This window comes from Pseudomonas sp. FP1154 (genome assembly GCF_030687245.1).
Taxonomy (GTDB): domain Bacteria; phylum Pseudomonadota; class Gammaproteobacteria; order Pseudomonadales; family Pseudomonadaceae; genus Aquipseudomonas; species Aquipseudomonas rhizophila.
Map to the genome: position 1 here is coordinate 752,703 of NZ_CP117465.1, position 17,639 is coordinate 770,341.

18 protein-coding genes are annotated in these 17,639 nt (G+C 62.0%); 10 read left to right on the forward strand and 8 right to left on the reverse strand.

The features are described from left to right. The first annotated feature begins 143 nt into the window (after nt 1–143). The 4 genes from PSH91_RS03295 to PSH91_RS03310 are packed head-to-tail and all read left to right on the forward strand — an operon-like array spanning nt 144 to nt 2,416. Nucleotides 144–449: a MazG-like family protein gene (locus PSH91_RS03295; RefSeq protein WP_076382820.1), complete on the forward strand. Its 306-nt coding sequence runs from the start codon at nt 144–146 to the stop codon at nt 447–449. Next, nucleotides 446–1,195: a methyltransferase domain-containing protein gene (locus PSH91_RS03300; protein ID WP_305467280.1), complete on the forward strand. Its 750-nt coding sequence runs from the start codon at nt 446–448 to the stop codon at nt 1,193–1,195. Before PSH91_RS03295 ends, PSH91_RS03300 begins: the two co-directional genes overlap by 4 nt. 25 nt (nt 1,196–1,220) lie before the next feature. After that, the gene (locus PSH91_RS03305; protein WP_076382818.1) at nt 1,221–1,838 is read left to right on the forward strand and encodes a DUF4136 domain-containing protein; all 618 of its coding nucleotides are present in this window, start codon (nt 1,221–1,223) and stop codon (nt 1,836–1,838) included. Nucleotides 1,839–1,858: 20 nt separating this feature from the next. Further along, on the forward strand, nt 1,859–2,416 hold the full coding sequence (locus PSH91_RS03310) for a DUF4136 domain-containing protein (RefSeq protein WP_047227405.1): 558 nt from the start codon (nt 1,859–1,861) through the stop codon (nt 2,414–2,416). A gap of 295 nt (nt 2,417–2,711) precedes the next feature. Here the strand turns inward: PSH91_RS03310 and PSH91_RS03315 are convergent, their stop codons facing one another. After that, entirely contained in the window at nt 2,712–3,566 is an 855-nt protein-coding gene (locus tag PSH91_RS03315) for a MaoC/PaaZ C-terminal domain-containing protein (protein WP_139048470.1), read from the reverse strand. A gap of 2 nt (nt 3,567–3,568) precedes the next feature. Further along, on the reverse strand, nt 3,569–4,921 hold the full coding sequence (locus PSH91_RS03320) for a 3-oxoacyl-ACP reductase (protein WP_076382814.1): 1,353 nt from the start codon (nt 4,919–4,921) through the stop codon (nt 3,569–3,571). 145 nt (nt 4,922–5,066) lie between these two features. Between PSH91_RS03320 and PSH91_RS03325 the strand changes: the two genes are divergently transcribed. Further along, nucleotides 5,067–6,344, forward strand: coding sequence for an acetyl-CoA C-acetyltransferase (locus tag PSH91_RS03325; protein ID WP_305467281.1), 1,278 nt, complete (start codon nt 5,067–5,069; stop codon nt 6,342–6,344). Here the strand turns inward: PSH91_RS03325 and PSH91_RS03330 are convergent. Further along, nucleotides 6,331–7,359 carry a bile acid:sodium symporter family protein gene (locus tag PSH91_RS03330; protein WP_305467282.1) on the reverse strand — a complete coding sequence of 343 codons (1,029 nt, stop codon included), beginning with the start codon at nt 7,357–7,359 and terminating at the stop codon, nt 6,331–6,333. The genes PSH91_RS03325 and PSH91_RS03330 overlap by 14 nt on opposite strands. Before the next feature lie 79 nt (nt 7,360–7,438). Here PSH91_RS03330 and PSH91_RS03335 point away from each other — a divergent pair, with 79 nt between their 5' ends. Together PSH91_RS03335 and PSH91_RS03340 are read left to right on the forward strand one after the other, a co-directional pair. After that, nucleotides 7,439–8,230: a helix-turn-helix transcriptional regulator gene (locus tag PSH91_RS03335; protein ID WP_305467284.1), complete on the forward strand. Its 792-nt coding sequence runs from the start codon at nt 7,439–7,441 to the stop codon at nt 8,228–8,230. A gap of 225 nt (nt 8,231–8,455) precedes the next feature. Further along, nucleotides 8,456–9,349: a PA4780 family RIO1-like protein kinase gene (locus PSH91_RS03340; protein ID WP_047227411.1), complete on the forward strand. Its 894-nt coding sequence runs from the start codon at nt 8,456–8,458 to the stop codon at nt 9,347–9,349. An 874-nt stretch (nt 9,350–10,223) separates the two neighbouring features. On the opposite strand, the gene cueR is transcribed toward PSH91_RS03340, so the two are convergent. The 3 genes from cueR to PSH91_RS03355 all read right to left on the reverse strand — a co-directional run bounded on the left by cueR (nt 10,224) and on the right by PSH91_RS03355 (nt 13,539). After that, nucleotides 10,224–10,637, reverse strand: coding sequence for a Cu(I)-responsive transcriptional regulator (gene cueR / locus PSH91_RS03345; protein WP_047227412.1), 414 nt, complete (start codon nt 10,635–10,637; stop codon nt 10,224–10,226). Next, nucleotides 10,634–13,027: a heavy metal translocating P-type ATPase gene (locus PSH91_RS03350; RefSeq protein ID WP_305467286.1), complete on the reverse strand. Its 2,394-nt coding sequence runs from the start codon at nt 13,025–13,027 to the stop codon at nt 10,634–10,636. Before PSH91_RS03350 ends, cueR begins: the two co-directional genes overlap by 4 nt. Nucleotides 13,028–13,155: 128 nt before the next feature. Next, nucleotides 13,156–13,539, reverse strand: a complete 384-nt coding sequence (locus PSH91_RS03355) for a hypothetical protein (protein ID WP_047227414.1) — start codon at nt 13,537–13,539, stop codon at nt 13,156–13,158. Between the two features lie 148 nt (nt 13,540–13,687). Here PSH91_RS03355 and PSH91_RS03360 point away from each other — a divergent pair, with 148 nt between their 5' ends. Then, nucleotides 13,688–13,885, forward strand: coding sequence for a heavy-metal-associated domain-containing protein (locus PSH91_RS03360; RefSeq protein WP_047227415.1), 198 nt, complete (start codon nt 13,688–13,690; stop codon nt 13,883–13,885). Between the two features lie 96 nt (nt 13,886–13,981). Then, nucleotides 13,982–15,184: a multidrug effflux MFS transporter gene (locus tag PSH91_RS03365; RefSeq protein WP_076382806.1), complete on the forward strand. Its 1,203-nt coding sequence runs from the start codon at nt 13,982–13,984 to the stop codon at nt 15,182–15,184. 1 nt (nt 15,185) lies between these two features. On the opposite strand, the gene PSH91_RS03370 is transcribed toward PSH91_RS03365, so the two are convergent. Together PSH91_RS03370 and PSH91_RS03375 are read right to left on the reverse strand one after the other, a co-directional pair. Further along, nucleotides 15,186–15,356: a hypothetical protein gene (locus PSH91_RS03370; protein WP_171061426.1), complete on the reverse strand. Its 171-nt coding sequence runs from the start codon at nt 15,354–15,356 to the stop codon at nt 15,186–15,188. Nucleotides 15,357–15,578: 222 nt separating this feature from the next. Then, nucleotides 15,579–16,592, reverse strand: coding sequence for a zinc-binding alcohol dehydrogenase family protein (locus tag PSH91_RS03375; protein ID WP_047227417.1), 1,014 nt, complete (start codon nt 16,590–16,592; stop codon nt 15,579–15,581). Between the two features lie 113 nt (nt 16,593–16,705). On the opposite strand from PSH91_RS03375, the gene PSH91_RS03380 reads away from it, so the two are divergent. Then, the gene (locus tag PSH91_RS03380; protein ID WP_305467287.1) at nt 16,706–17,635 is read left to right on the forward strand and encodes a LysR family transcriptional regulator; all 930 of its coding nucleotides are present in this window, start codon (nt 16,706–16,708) and stop codon (nt 17,633–17,635) included. The last annotated feature ends 4 nt before the right edge of the window (nt 17,636–17,639 follow it).

Here is a 17,639-nt window from a genome sequence, read left to right on the forward strand (position 1 = left end):
ATCGGAATCGAGCCTTGGGCTTCTGGTTGTAAGAGCGGCTGAAGGCCAAGATCGTTCGATTATGGGGCAAAACGCCGCTTCGTACCGAGACGCTTGCCTTCCCTCGTCATCCCCCCGAAGCTATGCGCATTCAGGAGACCCCGATGAACCTTGTTGAATTGACCGAACGCCTGCATGCCATTCGTGACCATAACGATTGGCGGCAATTTCACAGCCCGAAAAACCTCGCCATGGCCGCCAGTGTGGAAATGGCCGAACTGGTGGAGATTTTCCAGTGGCTGACCGAGGACCAGTCGCGCCAGTTGCCGGCGGACAAGCTGGCCCACGCTGGGCAGGAAGTCGGTGACATTGTGTTGTACTTGTTGCTGCTGTGCAGCGAGCTGGGGTTGGATATGGAGGCTGTGGTGCGCAGCAAGCTGGCCGACAGCGAGCGGCGGTTCGGCCAATGAGCGATCGCCATTTCGATCAGCTCGCCACGCGCTTTGCTGAAAAAATCTACGGTGGGGCCAAAGGTGCGATCCGTCTGGCGGTACTGCAGGCCGATCTGCTTGAAGCCCTGCCTGAGCGTCCGTTGCGTGTGTTGGACATAGGCGCCGGCTTGGGCCACATGTCGTTGTGGCTGGCCGAGCGCGGCCATCAGGTGACCCTGGCCGAGCCAGCCGAGCCCATGCTCGAAGGTGCCCGTCAGCGGTTCGCCGATGCCGGTCAGAGCGCAACGTTCATTCAGGCACCGTGGCAGGCGCTGCCCGACCAGCTCACTGAGCCTTACGACCTGGTGCTGTGCCACGCGGTGCTGGAATGGCTGGCCGAACCCCATGCGATCCTGCCGGTGCTGCATCAATTCACGGTCCCGGGCGGCTGGTTGTCCCTGGCGTTCTACAACCGCGACGCGCTGGTTTATCGCAACCTGCTCAAGGGGCATTTTCGCAAGTTGCGCAAAAATGACATGGCCGGTGAAAAACAGAGCCTGACCCCGCAACAACCCCTTGATCCGCGGGAATTGGCGGCGCAACTTGAAGGCGTGTGGCAGGTCGAAACTCAAAGTGGCGTGCGGGTTTTCCATGACTACATGCCGGTGGAGTTCCAGGGCCGCGTGGAGCTGGCGCAGTTGCTGGAGATGGAGCTGGCTCACCGCCGCCATCCGGCGTTTGCCGGGTTGGGGCGTTATCTGCACTGGGTCTGCCGTCCCCTCTGATCTGAAAGAGCAATCGGAGCGCGAAATGAAAGGTCGTTCAGGGTTGTTGGTGTTGTGCCTGGGACTGGCTGCCTGCCAGGGCAGCAACCCGTATGTCGCCACGTCTAACCCGCTGCCACCGGCGCCGCCGCAGGCCGCCACGGTGTTTGACCGCAGCGCTTACCCCGCGCCACCCCGTGACTACGGGCGCTATCGCAGTTGGGCCTGGCTCAACGGGCGACTGCCACCGGGCACCGCTTGGGCGGACTCGGCCCAGGTGGCTGAAGCGGTGAGCAACGCCCTGGATCAACGCGGCCTGCGTCCATTGCATGACAACCGCCCGGCCGACCTGTTCGTCAGTGCCGACCTGCGCCTGGAAACGCGCGTGCGTCAGGTTCGGGACGACTATGATTCCGGTTACTACGGCGGCTATAACCGTTACGACCGCTACGGCCCCGGCTATGGCATGTATCACTCGGTGCCGGTGGTGCGCACTTATCGGGAGCAGGTCGTGGTGGTGCGAGTGGACCTGTTCGATGCCCGTAATGGTCAGCCGGTGTGGAGCGCCAGCGCCGAGACCAGCCAGCGCGGCAGTCAGAGCGCGCGCACTGATGCCATTCGCGAAGCGGTGGAAAAAGCCCTGTCGGCTTATCCTCCAAGTTGATTACGCAACGGAGAAAAACCATGTTTCGCCGTATCGCTCTACTGGCTTTTACCCTGTTGCTCGGCGCCTGTGCGGGTACCCCGGTCAACCACGACTTTGACACCAGCCGGGATTTCTCGGCTTACCGCAGTTGGAGCTGGAAAGAGCCGGCGCTGCAATATCGTCCCGATGATCCGCGCATCAAGAGCGACCTGACCGAACAGCGGATCCGTCAGGCGGTTGCCGATCAACTCGACCAGCGCGGTCTGCGCCCGGCCCAGGCTGGCGGGCGAGGGGATGTGATGGTCCAGGCCTACCTGATCGTCGAGGATCGCCAGCAACAGATCACGACCAACTACGGCGGTGGTTGGGGCAGCCCTTGGAATGGCTATTGGGGCGGGCCGATGTACAACGAAACCCGCAACATCAGCTACAAGGTCGCCACGGTGCAGATTGACCTGCTCGATGGCAAGGACGGCAAGCTGGTGTGGCGTGGCAGTGATGAACGAATGCTCAGCAACTCGCCCAATCCGACGGATCGCAGCACCGCAGTGCGTGAGACGGTTGCGCGGATCCTGGCGAACTATCCGCCGCGGTAGGCGGACTCAGCATCGACGCCAACTGACCCACCGCTATCGCGAGCAGGCTCGCTCCCACAGGGGATTTGTGTCGCACGCAGGCCCCATGAACGCCCGAGAACCCATGTGGAAGCGAGTCTGCTCGCGATGACGGCGGCCCATTCAACATCGATGCAAGCTGACCCACCGCTATCGCGAGCAGGCTCGCTCCCACAGGGGATTTGTGTCGCACGCAGGCCCCATGAACGCCCGAGAACCCATGTGGAAGCGAGTCTGCTCGCGATAGCCATCGCACATTCAACAAAGATGCCGGTCCTCAGCCAGCCGGCCGCCAGCTCCCCACCATATGCTCCAAGTCCCCCGAACCGATCAATCGCAAGTCTCCGCTGGACCCCGCGGCACTCGCCAGCAGTGTCACTTCGCTGGGCAGGCGCACCGGTTTCTTGAAGGTGACATCGATCTCGACGTTGGCATCGGGTAAGTGTTCGTCCAGCGCCGCCAGGGTCCTGGCCTTGTTCCACAGGCCGTGGGCGATGGCGGTGGGGAAGCCGAACAGCCGGGCGCTGAGGCCGCTCAGGTGGATCGGGTTGTAATCGCCGGACACCTTGGCATATTGCCGGCCAATGTCAGCCGGCGCGGTCCAGTGCGCCACTTCAGTCAATGCCTGAATCTCTTGCAGCGGCTCTTCCACCAACGCGCCGTCAAGCTGGACGCCCTTGCAAAGCATCTGGCTCTCGGCCTCCCACAACGGCCCCAATTGATCATCAATGCGAGTCACAAGGTCGAACACCGCGCCCTTGGGGTGAGCTTGCAGATTCTGCACGTTGACGCGAGCCTGCACTTGGCTGACCCCGCCCATGGGCCGCAGTAAACGGATGCGATTGCTCAAGTGGATCAGCCCCAGCAACGGGAACGGAAAGTCCCGGGCGGTGAGCAATTGCATCTGCAGGGCAAACGCCAGTACGTGGGGGTAGGTCGGCGGCAGCAGTCCGTTTTCGGCAAAACCGCAGACCTTGCGATAGGCCGCCAGGCGTTGCGGATCGACCTGTATCACTTGGCGCAGTCCGTCCTGGGGCAAGGTTTTTCCAGTGACCTTGCGCCGTGTCGCGGCTTTCACGTACAGCGAGGACATACCGGGCGCGGCGTTTACTTCATGCCATTGGATCGTCATGGTCATGCTCCCAGGAGGCTTTGCCCGCACACCCGCAGCGTTTGGCCGGTAACGGCGCCCGTCCCCGGCTGGGCGAGCCAGGCCACGGCTTCGGCGACGTCCTGTGGCAGGCCGCCCTGGCCCAGGGAACTCATGCGCCGCCCGGCTTCGCGCAGGGCGAAAGGGATGTCGGCGGTCATGCGGGTTTCAATGAAACCCGGGGCTACGGCGTTGATGCTGATCCCCCGAGGTTGCAGGACCGGCGCCCAGGCCTGGGCCAGACCGATCAATCCGGCCTTGCTCGCTGCGTAGTTGGTCTGGCCGCGATTGCCGGCGATGCCGCTGATGGACGCCAGCAGAATTACTCGGCCATTGTCCCGCAGGGTGCCACTGTCGAGCAGGGCCTTGGTCAGCACCTGCGGCGCGTTGAGGTTGACCGCCAGCACCGCGTCCCAGAACTCCGGGGTCATGTTGGCGAGCGTCTTGTCCCGGGTGATGCCAGCGTTGTGCACCACGATGTCGATGCCGTCGGGCAGGTGTTCAGTCAACTGTGTAGCGGCGTCTTCAGCACAAATGTCCAGCGTCACGCTGCGCCCGCTAAGGCGTGCAGCCAGGGCTTCGAGATCGGCCTTGGCCTGCGGGACGTCCAGCAGGATCACGTCGGCGCCATCGCGGGACAGGGTTTCGGCAATGGAGGCGCCGATCCCGCGGGCCGCGCCGGTGACCAGAGCCTTGAGGCCGGTGAGCGGACGCGTCCAGTCCTGGACCTGCGCCTGGCAGGCATCAAGGCGAATGACCTGCCCGGAAACGTAGGCGCTCTTGGGCGACAGGAAAAACCGCAGCGCACCTTCCAGTTGGGCCTCGGCGCCGTCACCCACATACAGCAATTGCAGCGTCCCGCCATGACGCAACTCTTTGGCCAGGGAACGGCTGAAGCCCTCCAAGGCCCGCTGCGTGCTGGCGGCAAACGGATCGGCGAGACCTTCCGGAGCGCGGCCGAGGATGACGACATGGGCGCTGTGGTCGAGGTTCTTCATCAGGGGTTGGAAGAACTCGCGCAGTTGCTTGAGCTGGTCGGCCTGCGCCAGATGACTGGCGTCGTACACCACCGCCTTGATTTTCGGACCGTGACCGGGGATCCATTCGGTGGCCAGTGTCGGTTCGCCCCCGTAGATGAAGATCGCATCGGTCAGGCGCTTGGCAAATGCGCCGATCTGTTCGGTCAACGGCCCGCCGCCCAACAGCAACGCACCTTCGATCGGCCGCAGCCGCCCGGCCTGCCAGCGCTCCAGGCGGGCCGGCGATGGCAGGCCCAGCGCACCGACCAGACGCAGGCCCAGGGGCGAATTGGCGAAGTCGATATAACGGTCTGACATGGAACACACTCCGGCTGATGAGGTTCAAAGTGTGGACCATGATTGGCAATCAGTCGTTCGATTGGCCAGATAAAGCCTAAGCTTGTGCGGGAGCCGGGTTTCCGCAGGCCCATTGGCGCATCCGGACATACACAGGGAGTTCTTCATGACACAGCTACGCCGCGTCGCGATCATTGGTGGTAACCGCATCCCCTTCGCCCGCTCCAACGGGGCCTATGCCACCGCCAGCAACCAGGCGATGCTGACCGCCGCGCTCGAGGGGCTGATCGAGCGCTATAACCTGCATGGCCTGCACATCGGTGAGGTGGCCGCCGGTGCGGTGCTCAAGCTTTCCCGGGATCTGAACCTGACCCGCGAATGCGTGCTCGGCTCGCGGCTATCGCCCACCACCCCGGCCTACGATCTGCAACAGGCTTGCGGCACGGGGTTGGAGACTGTGCTGTTGACGGCCAACAAGATCGCCCTCGGGCAGATCGACAGTGCCATTGCCGGCGGCGTAGACACCACCTCGGATGCGCCGATTGGCGTCAACGAAGGGCTGCGCAGAATCCTGCTGCAAGCCAATCGCGCCAAAACCACCGCTGAGAAAATCAAGACCTTCATGCAGCTGCGTCCCCAGCACCTCGTTCCCGAACTGCCGCGCAATGGCGAGCCACGAACCGGCCTGTCCATGGGCCAGCACTGCGAACTGATGGCTCAGACCTGGCAGATTCCCAGGGAGGAGCAGGACCAATTGGCCCTGGAAAGTCATCAGAAAATGGCCGCGTCCTACGCCGAAGGCTGGCAGAACGACTTGATGACGCCGTTTCTCGGCCTGACACGGGACAACAACCTGCGTCCGGACCTGACCCTGGAAAAACTCACCGCCCTCCAGCCGGCCTTCGAAAAAAGCGCCAAGGGCACGATGACGGCGGGCAACTCCACACCATTGACCGATGGCGCGTCACTGGTGCTGCTGGGCAGCGAAGAGTGGGCCAAGTCCCGGGGGTTGCCGATCCTGGCGTATGTGCGCGACGGCGAAACGGCAGCGGTGGATTTCGTCAACGGAGCAGAAGGGTTGTTGATGGCGCCGGCCTACGCCGTGCCTCGGTTACTGGCGCGCAACGGCCTGACGTTACAGGACTTTGATTACTACGAGATCCACGAGGCATTTGCCGCTCAAGTGTTATGCACGCTCAAAGCCTGGGAAGACCCGGATTATTGCAAGACGCGACTGGGCCTCGACGCTCCGTTGGGCAGCATAGACCGCAGACGGCTGAACGTGAAAGGCAGCTCCCTGGCCGCCGGCCACCCGTTTGCCGCCACGGGTGGAAGAATCGTCGCCAACCTCGCCAAGTTGCTGGACGCGGCGGGGCGGGGCCGCGGTCTGATTTCCATCTGCGCGGCCGGTGGCCAGGGTGTGACGGCAATCATCGAGCGTTGAGGGACGCCTCGCGTTGTTGATGAATGAGTTCCCGTTGGCGGTTGGCGTAGCGCTCGGCCAGGATCGAACAGACGATCAACTGCAACGGGTGATAGATCATGATCGGCAACAGGATCAGCCCCAGGCCGGGGTTGTTGCCGAAAATCAACGCGGCCATCGGCACCCCGGCCGCCAGGGATTTCTTGCTGGCGCAGAACACCGCGGCAATCTCATCGGCGTTGCTGAACCGCAGGGCCCGGGCGGTACGGGTGGTCATCCACAAAATGATTGCCAGCAACACGGCACTGCCAAGCAATGCACTGAGCAGTACGGTGTTGCCTTGTTGTTGCCAGATCCCGGACACCATCGAATTGCAGAACGCCGCGTAGACCAGCAGCAGGATCACCAGTTTGTCGATGATGCTGGTGTAGCGTTTGTACCGCCCGAAAAAACCGGCCAGCCAGCGGCGCAGTAACTGTCCGAGCACCAGCGGCAGCAGCAACATCAGGCAAAGGTCGAGCAAAGTCGCACCCAGATCGATGCCCCCGGCGCCGCTGCCGACCACGAAACTGACCAGCAGTGGCGTCAGGAAAATCCCCAGCACGCTGGACAGGCTCGCGTTCAGAATCGCCGCCGGTACGTTACCGCCGGCGCTGCCGGTCAGGGCCACCGAGGATGAAATGGTCGAGGGCAGGACGCACAGGTAGAAGAACCCCAGCATCAGCAGTGACGGCACATGGCGGCCCAGAAGCCAATCGCTGACCAGCCAGATCAACGGAAACACGCCGAAGGTAAAGACCTGCACCATCACGTGCAGTCGGGTGTTTCTCAGACCGTGGCGGATCTGCTCGCCGGACAGGTTTATCCCGTGCAGGAAAAACACGACAAAGATGCCGATATTGACCACCCAATCGGCATGCATGGCGCCACCCGTGGCGCCAAAGCTGGGAAACAGATACGCCAGCAACGTGGCAAGCAGCATGCCGCACAGGAACCAGTCGGTTACCAGGCGTTTGAGGTGTCTGAAAATGTGCATACGGCACCGCAAGTTGTAAGAAAGGTCGACTTAGCCTAACGTCGGCACTTGCAGCCGTCTTGCGACATAAGGCCAATCCATGCCGACTAACGGACACCAACAACTCGAAAGACGCATTCCCGACCTGACGGAATTGCCCAGGCCGCTTTATGCCCGTGTCGAAAGCTTGAGCGCCGGTTCGTGGACCCAGGCCCATCGTCATGATTGGGTGCAGTTTTCCTACGCCATCAGTGGCGTGCTGGGTGTGCACACCGCCGAAGGCAGTTTTTTCGCCCCGCCACAATGGGCCATCTGGATTCCTGCCGACCTGGAGCATCATGTGATGACCTCCACCCGGGCGGAAATGCGCAGCCTTTATGTCCACCGCGACGCCTGCCCGTGGGCCGATGAGCGTTGCCGGGTGCTGGAGGTCACGCCGCTGGCGCGGGAGCTGATCAAGGCTTTTTGTCAGTTGCCGGCCGATTACTCCCAGGGCGATACCCAGGACGCACGACTGGTGCAAGTGTTGCTGGACCAGTTGGCAACACTGCCGGAGGTTGGCTTTTGCCTGCCACTTCCCCGGCATGCGCGTCTGCTGGCGTTGTGCAACGAGCTGATCGAACAGCCCGACCAGAACGTGACTTTGCAAGTGTGGGCCGAGCGCCTGGGCACATCGGAAAAAACCCTGATGCGTCTGTTCCAGCGCGAAACCGGCCTGAGCTTTCGCGCCTGGCGCCAGCGTACGCGGCTGTTGTCGTCCCTGGGGTCGTTGGAAAAAGGCGATAGCGTGACCGGCGCGGCGTTGTCCTGTGGCTACGATTCCACGTCCGCTTTCATAGTGGCGTTCAAGGGGATGTTTGGATTGACCCCGGGGGAGTTGTTTAAACATTGAATCAGCTGCACTGGGCATGGCTGTCAGCTCTTGTCGCAAATGCCTTTGCATTCAGTTGCCAACGCTATGCGCTGTCTCGGCTATGATCGGCTCGGTCGATTTAATCCGGCACATTGTGTGCATCGAAGGGTTCATAAGTCGGCAACCCCTCCCCGTGGAGGGAGGATTGCCGTATAACGACTGTCATTCGCGTGTTCGGTAATAAAGGACCCACAATAAAAGCTGATGAAGACTCCAAAACGCATTGAACCCCTGATCGAGGACGGTCTGGTCGACGAGGTGCTGCGCCCACTCATGAGTGGTAAAGAAGCAGCTGTTTATGTGGTGCGCTGCGGCAACGAGCTACGTTGCGCCAAAGTCTACAAGGAGGCGAACAAGCGAAGTTTTCGTCAGGCGGCCGAATACCAGGAAGGCCGCAAGGTGCGTAACAGCCGCCAGGCTCGGGCTATGGCCAAGGGCTCCAAGTTCGGGCGCAAGGAAACTGAAGACGCCTGGCAGAATGCCGAAGTGGCGGCGCTGTTCCGGTTGGCCGGCGCGGGCGTGCGAGTGCCCAAGCCGTACGACTTCCTCGAAGGCGTGCTGCTGATGGAACTGGTGGCTGACGAGTACGGCGATGCGGCACCGCGTCTGAACGATGTGGTACTGGAGCCGGATCAGGCCCGTGAGTATCACGCGTTCCTGATCTCCCAGATCGTGTTGATGCTGTGTACCGGTCTGGTGCACGGTGACCTGTCGGAGTTCAACGTGCTGCTTACGCCGACGGGCCCGGTGATCATCGATCTGCCGCAGGCGGTGGACGCCGCTGGCAACAATCATGCCTTCAGCATGCTGGAGCGGGATGTGGGCAACATGGCGTCCTACTTCGGCCGGTTTGCCCCGGAGCTCAAGCGCACCCGGTACGCCAAGGAAATGTGGGCGTTGTATGAGGCCGGCACCTTGCACCCGGCCAGCGTGCTGACCGGCGAGTTCGATGAGCCGGAAGAGCTGGCGGATGTCGGCGGGATCATGCGTGAAATCGAGGCTGCCCGTCTGGACGAGGAACGCCGCCAGGCCGTCCGCGCCGCTGACGACGCTCCACCCGGCAAAACCGAAGAACCGCCTCCGCCGTGGATGCAGTGAGCGCTTGACCAGAACCCGGCCCAGGCCGGGTTTTTTGTGGCCGCCCAAAAAATCCCACAGTGTTTTTGTGAGGCCCTCAACACCTGCGTCCGCCACCAACTCCCTGTGGGAGCGAGCCTGCTCGCGATAGCGGTGGATCAGCTTGCATGGATGCAGGATATGCCGGCGTCATCGCGAGCAGGCTCGCTCCCACATTGGTTCTCGGGGGTATATGGATCCTGCGTCCTGCACAAATCCCCTGTGGGAGCGAGCTTGCTCGCGATAGCGGTGTATCAGCTTGCATGGATGTAGGATGTGCCGGCGTCATCGCGAGCAGGCTCGCTCCCACATTGGTTCTCGGGGGTATATGGATCCTGCGTCCTGCACAAATCCCCTGTGGGAGCGAGCTTGCTCGCGATAGCGGTGGATCAGCTTGCATGGATGCAGGATATGCCGGCGTCATCGCGAGCAGGCTCGCTCCCACATTGGTTCTCGGGGGTATATGGATCCTGCGTTCGGAACCAATCCCCTGTGGGAGCGAACCTGCTCGCGATAGCGGTGGATCAGCTTGCATGGATGCAGGATATGCCGGCGTCATCGCGAGCAGGCTCGCTCCCACATTGGTTCTCGGGGGTATATGGATCCTGCGTCCTGCACAAATCCCCTGTGGGAGCGAGCCTGCTCGCGATAGCGGTGGATCAGCTTGCATGGATGCAGGATATGCCGGCGTCATCGCGAGCAGGCTCGCTCCCACATTGGTTCTCGGGGGTATATGGATCCTGCGTCCTGCACAAATCCCCTGTGGGAGCGAGCTTGCTCGCGATAGCGGTGTATCAGCTTGCATGGATGTAGGATGTGCTGGCGTCATCGCGAGCAGGCTCACTCTCACCTTCGCTCAAGCATGCACTGTCTTCTCGCAACACCCCGACGCCAGTTCCTTGAGAATCGGGCAGTCCGGGCGGTGGTCGCCGTGGCAGTGTTCCACCAGGTCCTGGAGGGTGTCGCGCAGTTCGGCCAGTTCGCGGATTTTCTGGTTCAGTTCGTCGATGTGTTGCCGGGCCAAGGCCTTGACGTCTGCGCTGGCGCGTTGGCGGTCCTGCCAGAGGGTCAGCAATTTGCCGACCTCTTCCAATGAAAACCCAAGGTCCCGGGAGCGCTTGATAAAGGCCAGGGTGTGCAGGTCATCGGCACCGTAGATCCGGTAGCCGCTGTCGGTGCGATGAGCTGCCTTGAGCAGGCCAATGGATTCGTAGTACCGGATCATCTTCGCACTCAGGCCGCTCTGGCGGGCCGCTTGGCCGATGTTCATCGCTTGTCCTCCAGGTGTTTGGGTGTCCAGAGTTTCAACAGTAACGCGTTGCTCACCACGCTGACGCTCGACAAGGCCATGGCCGCGCCGGCCAGCACCGGGTTGAGGAAGCCGAATGCCGCCAGGGGAATACCGATCAAGTTGTAGACGAATGCCCAGAACAGGTTCTGACGGATCTTGGCGTAGGTCTTGCGGCTGATCTCCAGCGCCGCGGGCACCAGCCGTGGATCGCCGCGCATGAGGGTAATACCGGCGGCGTGCATTGCCACGTCGGTGCCGCCGCCCATGGCAATGCCAATGTCCGCGGCGGCGAGGGCCGGGGCGTCGTTGATACCGTCGCCTACCATGGCCACCACCGCATGGGTCTTCAACTGTTGGACGATGGCGGACTTGTCGGCCGGCAGTACTTCGGCATGAACGTTGGCGATGCCCAATGCCTCGGCCACCACCCGGGCACTGCCGCGGTTGTCGCCAGTCAGCAGGTGGCTGCCGATATGGCGTTCATTCAGGGCGTGTACGGCCGCCAGGGCGCCGGGCTTGAGTGTGTCGCCGAAAGCGAACAGGCCCAGCACCCGTGGCGTGGCGTTTTGCTCAATCAGCCAGGACAGGGTTCGGCCCTCGGTCTCCCAGGCCTGGGCCGACTCGCTCAGCGAACCGGGGGCCAGGCCCAGTTCGTCCAGCAAACGTCGGTTACCGAGGGCCAGGCGCTGCCCGTCCAGGCTGCCGGCAATACCGCGTCCGGTCAGCGACTGGCTGTCGTTGATGTCCGGGACAACCAGGCCGCGCTCCGCACACGCATCCAGCACCGCCTTGGCGAGGGGGTGTTCGCTGCCGCGTTGCAGTGCGCCGGCCATTTGCAGCAGCTTGTCTTCGTCACCGTCCAGGGCGCTCAAGTGGGCGATGCGTGGTGTGCCGGAAGTCAAGGTTCCGGTCTTGTCGAACACCACGGTGTCGACTTCATGGGCGCGCTCCAAGGCCTCGGCATCCTTGATCAGGATTCCATGGCGGGCAGCCACCCCGGTGCCGGCCATGATTGCTGTGGGTGTCGCCAGACCGAGGGCGCACGGGCAGGCGATCACCAGCACGGCGACAGCGTTGATCAGCGCTGTCTCCAGGGGGGCGCCATACAACCACCAGCCGATCAACGTCGCCAATGCCAGCACCAGCACGACCGGCACGAAGACCTGGCTGACTTTATCCACCAGCTTTTGAATGGGGGCCTTGGCCGCCTGGGCGTCTTCCACCAGGCGGATGATGCGCGCCAGGACGGTTTCCGTGCCCAGGGCCAGGGTGCGCACCAGCAGGCGGCCTTCGCCGTTGATGGCACCGCCCGTCACCTTGTCGCCGGGCTGTTTGGGCACCGGCAGGCTTTCGCCACTGATCAAGGCTTCGTCAGCGTGACTCTGGCCTTCCAGCACTTCGCCGTCCACCGGGAAGCGTTCGCCTGGCTTGACCAGCACCCGATCATTCAAGCGCAGGGCGCTGATGGCGACGTCCCGCTCCTGCCCGTCAATGACCTGAATCGCCCGCTCCGGTCGCAAGGCTTCGAGGGCGCGGATAGCACTGGCGGTTTGGCGCTTGGCGCGGCTTTCCAGGTATTTGCCGAGCAATACCAGGGCAATCACCACGGCCGAGGCCTCGAAATACAGGTGCGGCATGCTGCCAGGGCGGGCGATGGCCCATTCATAAATGCTCAAGCCATAACCCGCGCTGGTGCCCAGGGCCACCAGCAGATCCATGTTCCCGGCCCCGGCACGCACGGCCTTGTAGGCCGCGATATAGAAGCGCGCACCGAAAATGAACTGCACCGGCGTCGCCAAAGCGAATTGAACCCAGGCCGGCAGCATCCAATGCACGCCAAACGGTTGCAAAAGCATGGGCAGCACTAACGGTACGGACAGCAAAATCGCCAGCACCAAGGCCAGGCGCTCGCGATTCAGGCGATTGCTTTGTGCGTCATGGGGTTGCTCGGCCTGCCAGACACTGGCGTCATAACCGGCGCCCTTGACCGCATCGATCAGGGTTTGCAGGTCGACCCGGCCGAGCAAGTCCAGGTGGGCCCGTTCGTTGGCGAGGTTGACGCTGACACGGTTCACCCCGGCGACTTTGCTCAGGGCGCGCTCGACCCGGCCGACGCATGAGGCACAGGTCATTCCCTCGATGGACAGTTCCAGCGTCTGGACGGGGACACTGTAGCCGGCCTGTTCGACGGCCTGCATCAAGGCTGGCAGGCTGCCCTCGGGCGCCTGGATCCGCGCCTGTTCGGTCGCCAGGTTCACGCTGACGGCGCTGGCCCCTGTGACGTTGCTCAAGGCGCGCTCGACCCGCCCGGCGCAGCTGGCACAGGTCATCCCGGCAATCGGCAGATCGAAAAGGGTGGATTCAGACATCGGACAGGCTCCCTGTAGTGAATGACTACAGGATCAACCTTGCCACGCCGGGAAGGTCAAGCGCTAATCCAAACGCTTGCACACACACTTTGTGGGAGCGGGCTTGCTCCCACTTTTTATCTAAGGGGTCAATAACCCAGCTCAGCCGGCTTGAGATACATCCCTTCCTGGGTCATGGCAATGCGGAACTTCAGTATGTCGCCAGCCTTGAGCGTCACATCCTGCGACCCCGGCGCAAGCATGCCCGGGCTGCAGCCCGGCGCCTGGCCTGGCAGCAGCTTCAAGCGCAAGGAGAATTTTCCGGGTGGCAGGTTGAAGGAGGTGCTCTGTTCCTGGAACAAACGCCCCGAGAGCTGATCGCCGATATAGATGCCGATTTCGCAGGAAGTCGGCACTTCCAGGCGCTCGCGGGAAATGATCAGCACGCCGTAGTCTTCGCCGACGGCCAACGCCTGAGGGCTCACCGCTGACAAACCGAGCATGCAAAACAGGCTGAACGCTGACCAGCGCATGGCTGAACCTCCGGTGTGAAATCCTTGATGTGTGCAGCTTGGCCGAGCTTGGCAGCGATTGCCAGCCCGGCAGTTTTCGTCAGAACTTGACCTTTCCATGATGGCAAGCTTGAAACTGCTGGCAACCTCAATCCCAAGGAGTCATCTCATGCAAACATTCAATGTTCAGGGAATGTCCTGCGGTCACTGCGTCAAGGCCATCACCCAGGCTGTGCAGGCCAAGGATCCGGCGGCGCAGGTGCAGATCGATCTGGGCGCCAGGACCGTTCAGGTCCAGAGTTCGTTGTCGGTCGATGCCGTGCTCCAAGCCATTAAAGAGGAGGGGTACGAGGCCAGTCCCGCCTGAGATTTTTTAATAGTTAGCGACCTATCGGAATGTTCAAGAGCGCCCGGCAGGGCTAGACTGTCGGGCTGCTGACTGACGCCTGAACCTGGACGCCCGATGAACTTCCGTACCATTCTGATTCTTGGCGCCTTGAGCGCATTCGGTCCCTTGGCGATCGATTTCTATCTGCCGGCTTTCCCGGCCATGGCGACTGCCTTCGGCACCGACGAAAATCACATCCAACTGACCCTGGCGGCTTATTTCCTCGGATTGTCCATCGGGCAACTGGCTTATGGGCCGGTGGCGGATCGCTTCGGCCGGCGCATTCCATTGCTGACGGGCGTCGGTCTGTTCACCCTGGCTTCTCTGGCCTGTGCCTATGCGCCGAGTCTGGAATGGCTGATCGGTGCCCGTTTCGTCCAGGCTCTGGGCGGATGCGCCGGCATGGTGATTTCCCGGGCGGTGGTCAGCGACAAATGCGACGCGGTGGGCTCGGCCAAGGTGTTCTCGCAACTGATGCTGGTGATGGGGCTGGCGCCGATCCTCGCGCCAATGCTTGGCGGGCTGTTGGTGAACCTGCATGGCTGGCAATCGATCTTCATTGCCCTGACGCTGTTCAGCGCACTGGCGGCGACGGCCGTGGCATTGTGGCTGCCGGAAAGTCTGCCGGCCCATGTGCCGCGTCAACCATTGTCCGGGGCGTTGCGCCAATATGGTCGACTGTTGACCGACACGGTCTACCTCGGGCATGCCTTGACGGGAGGCATCGCTATCGCCGGGATGTTTGCCTACATTGCCGGTTCGCCTTTCGTCTTCATCAAGCTCTACGGTGTGCCGGCCGAACACTTCGGCTGGCTGTTCGGAACCAACGCGGCGGGTTTTATCCTGGTGGCACAGGTCAACGCCCGGTTGTTGTCCAAACGTGGGCCGGCATTCCTGCTGTCGCGCGCGGTGTGGGTCTATCTCGCCGCCGGGCTGTGTTTGTTGGCGGTCAGTTCCTTGCACCCTGAGCGGTTGTGGCCGTTATTGATTCCGCTGTTCATTTGCATCGCCAGCCTGGGTTGCATCCTGCCCAATGCCTCGGCTTGCGCCATGAGTGGACAGGGTGCTCGTGCCGGTAGCGCGTCGGCGATGCTGGGATGCCTGCAGTTTTCGGTGGCCGCCGGTGCCGCCGCATTGGTGGCGGCGCTGCACGATGGCAGTGCCGTGCCGATGGCGATGGTCATCAGCCTTTGCGGGTTATTGGTGGTGGGTGCAGCGATGCTGACCCGCCGCCTGCAACAGGCCCGGACACTGGCACAAGCCAGTGGCCAGGACTGATTCAGCCGGCCGCTCGCTGCTGCTGTTCAGGGTAGCGGTGAGGTGCGTGAATACGCGCTTGCAGGGTGGTGGCGAAAGCCTGGGCCTCGGCCTCGGTGCGGAAGGTCACGACGTGTTGGTCAAGACGCACTTGCCACTGGGATTTTGCCACTTCTTTTATCAGGATCTTCATTGCTGACCTCCTCACGTAAAAGATTGTGCTGCAAAGGCCTCGAGTGTAGACCTGAATGCGATCGCAATTGTGACAAGGGTCAATTCTCAGACTGACGGTGCAGGTTTTTTTTGTGGGAGCAAAGCTTGCTCGCGATACGCGACGACTTGGCCTGACGGGGAACCGCGCGACCTTCATCGCGAGCAAGCTTTGCCTCTACGAAAAACGCCCCCTTATCGGTGGTTAGAAACCTTCAAGCACAATCTTGCCTTTGGCTTTTCCGCTTTCCAGCAAGGCATGGGCCCGGCGCAGGTTTTCGGCGTTGATGGTGCCAAAGTGCTCGCCCACGGTGGTCTGCAATGTGCCGGCATCGATTAGCGCGGCGACGCGGTTGAGCAGGTTATGTTGCTCAATCATGTCCGCCGTTTCGAACAGTGAGCGGGTGTACATGAACTCCCAATGCAACGACAGGCTCTTGCGCTTGAGTTTGGTCACATCCAGCGCCTTGGGATCATCGATCAGCGCCAGTTTGCCTTGGGGCGCCAGGGCTTCCACCAATTGATCCAGATGCAGATCGGTGTGGGTCAGGCTGGCGACATGGGTCACCTGAGCCTGGCCTGCCTGCTTTAATACATCGCTCAGCGGATGGCTATGGTCCACGACCAGATCGGCACCCAGGCCTCTTACCCAGTCCTGTGTCTGCGGCCGGGAAGCGCTGCCAATCACTTTCAGTGCGGTGAGCTGGCTGGCCAGTTGCGTCAGTATCGAGCCGACACCTCCTGCAGCGCCGACGATCAACAGGCTTTGCCCCTGATCCTCCTGGCCTTCCTGGATTTGCAGGCGCTCGAACAGCAATTCCCACGCGGTAATGGCCGTCAGCGGCAGGGCAGCGGCTTCGGCGAAACCGAGCGTCTTGGGCATCTGGCCGACGATACGTTCATCCACCACATGCAATTGACTGTTGCCGCCGGCGCGGGCAATGGAGCCGGCGTAGAACACTTTGTCGCCCGCCTTGAACAGCGTGACCTCATTGCCCACCGCCTTGACCACGCCGGCCACGTCCCAACCCAGCACTTTGGCTGCGCCGTCTTCAGGCTGGACGTTCTGGCGAATTTTCGTGTCGACCGGGTTGACCGAAATGGCTTTGACTTCCACCAGCAGGTCCCGAGGGCCGGCGGTGGGTTCCGGCAGTTCAATGTCCTGCAGCGATTGCGGGTCGGTGATCGGTAACGAATGGTAGTAGGCGATGGCTTTCATAGGGCGGCTCCTTGAAGTGAGTTCGATGAAGCCAATGGTTAGCTATTTATCGCCGAGATAAAACCGGCTAAAAGAACAGGCTCTTTCAATGTTTTTTTGATAATGAGGCCGTCATGCTTCGATTCGACGACTTGCAGTTGTTCGTCCGGGCCGCAGACCTGGGCAGCCTGTCTGCCGCGGCCAGGGTCATGGACCTGTCGGCGGCGGTGGCCAGCGCCGCATTGAAGCGGATAGAACAACACTTGGGCGCCCGGCTGTTGGCGCGCTCTACCCGCAGTTTGCGCCTGACGGCCGAGGGCGAAGGCTTCCTTGAGTATGCCCGCGCGGCGCTGAGCAGCCTCGACGAAGGACGCAGGTTATTGACCAGCGGCCAGGGCCAGGTCAGCGGGGTGTTGCAGTTGTCCGCCCCCTCGGACTTGGGACGCAACCTGCTGCTGCCCTGGCTGGACGCGTTCCAGGAGGAGCATCCGGGGCTGACCGTGCGACTGCTGCTGGGTGATCGCATCGCTGATCTGTTCAAGCAGCCGGTGGACGTCGCGTTGCGTTATGGCGAGCCGAAAGATTCGAGCCTGGTGGCCCTGCCGGTCGCGCCGGATAACCGCCGGGTGCTGTGTGCATCGCCCAGTTACCTGGCTCGGCATGGCGAACCTGTTCAGTTGGAGCAACTGGCCCAGCACAATTGCCTGTTGTACATGCTCGGCACGCGGGTTCATGACCGTTGGCGTTTTCATGACGGCAAACGGGAAATGAGCCTGACCGTCAGCGGCGACCGCTTCAGCGACGATGCCGATGTGGTGCGTCGCTGGGCGGTGGCAGGCGCGGGGATCGCTTACAAGTCCTGGCTGGACGTTTCAACCGATGTGTTGGCCGGACGTTTGAAAATCCTTCTGCCGCATCTGCAATGCGAACGCGCGCCGCTCAATCTGCTGTGTGCTCACCGAGCGCAACTGAGCAAACCCATCAATCTGCTGCGGGAAATGCTCAAGCTGCGTTGTGGCCGGTTGACGGCACAATTTGCCCTCTCGACGGGGGACGACCATTAGTCGC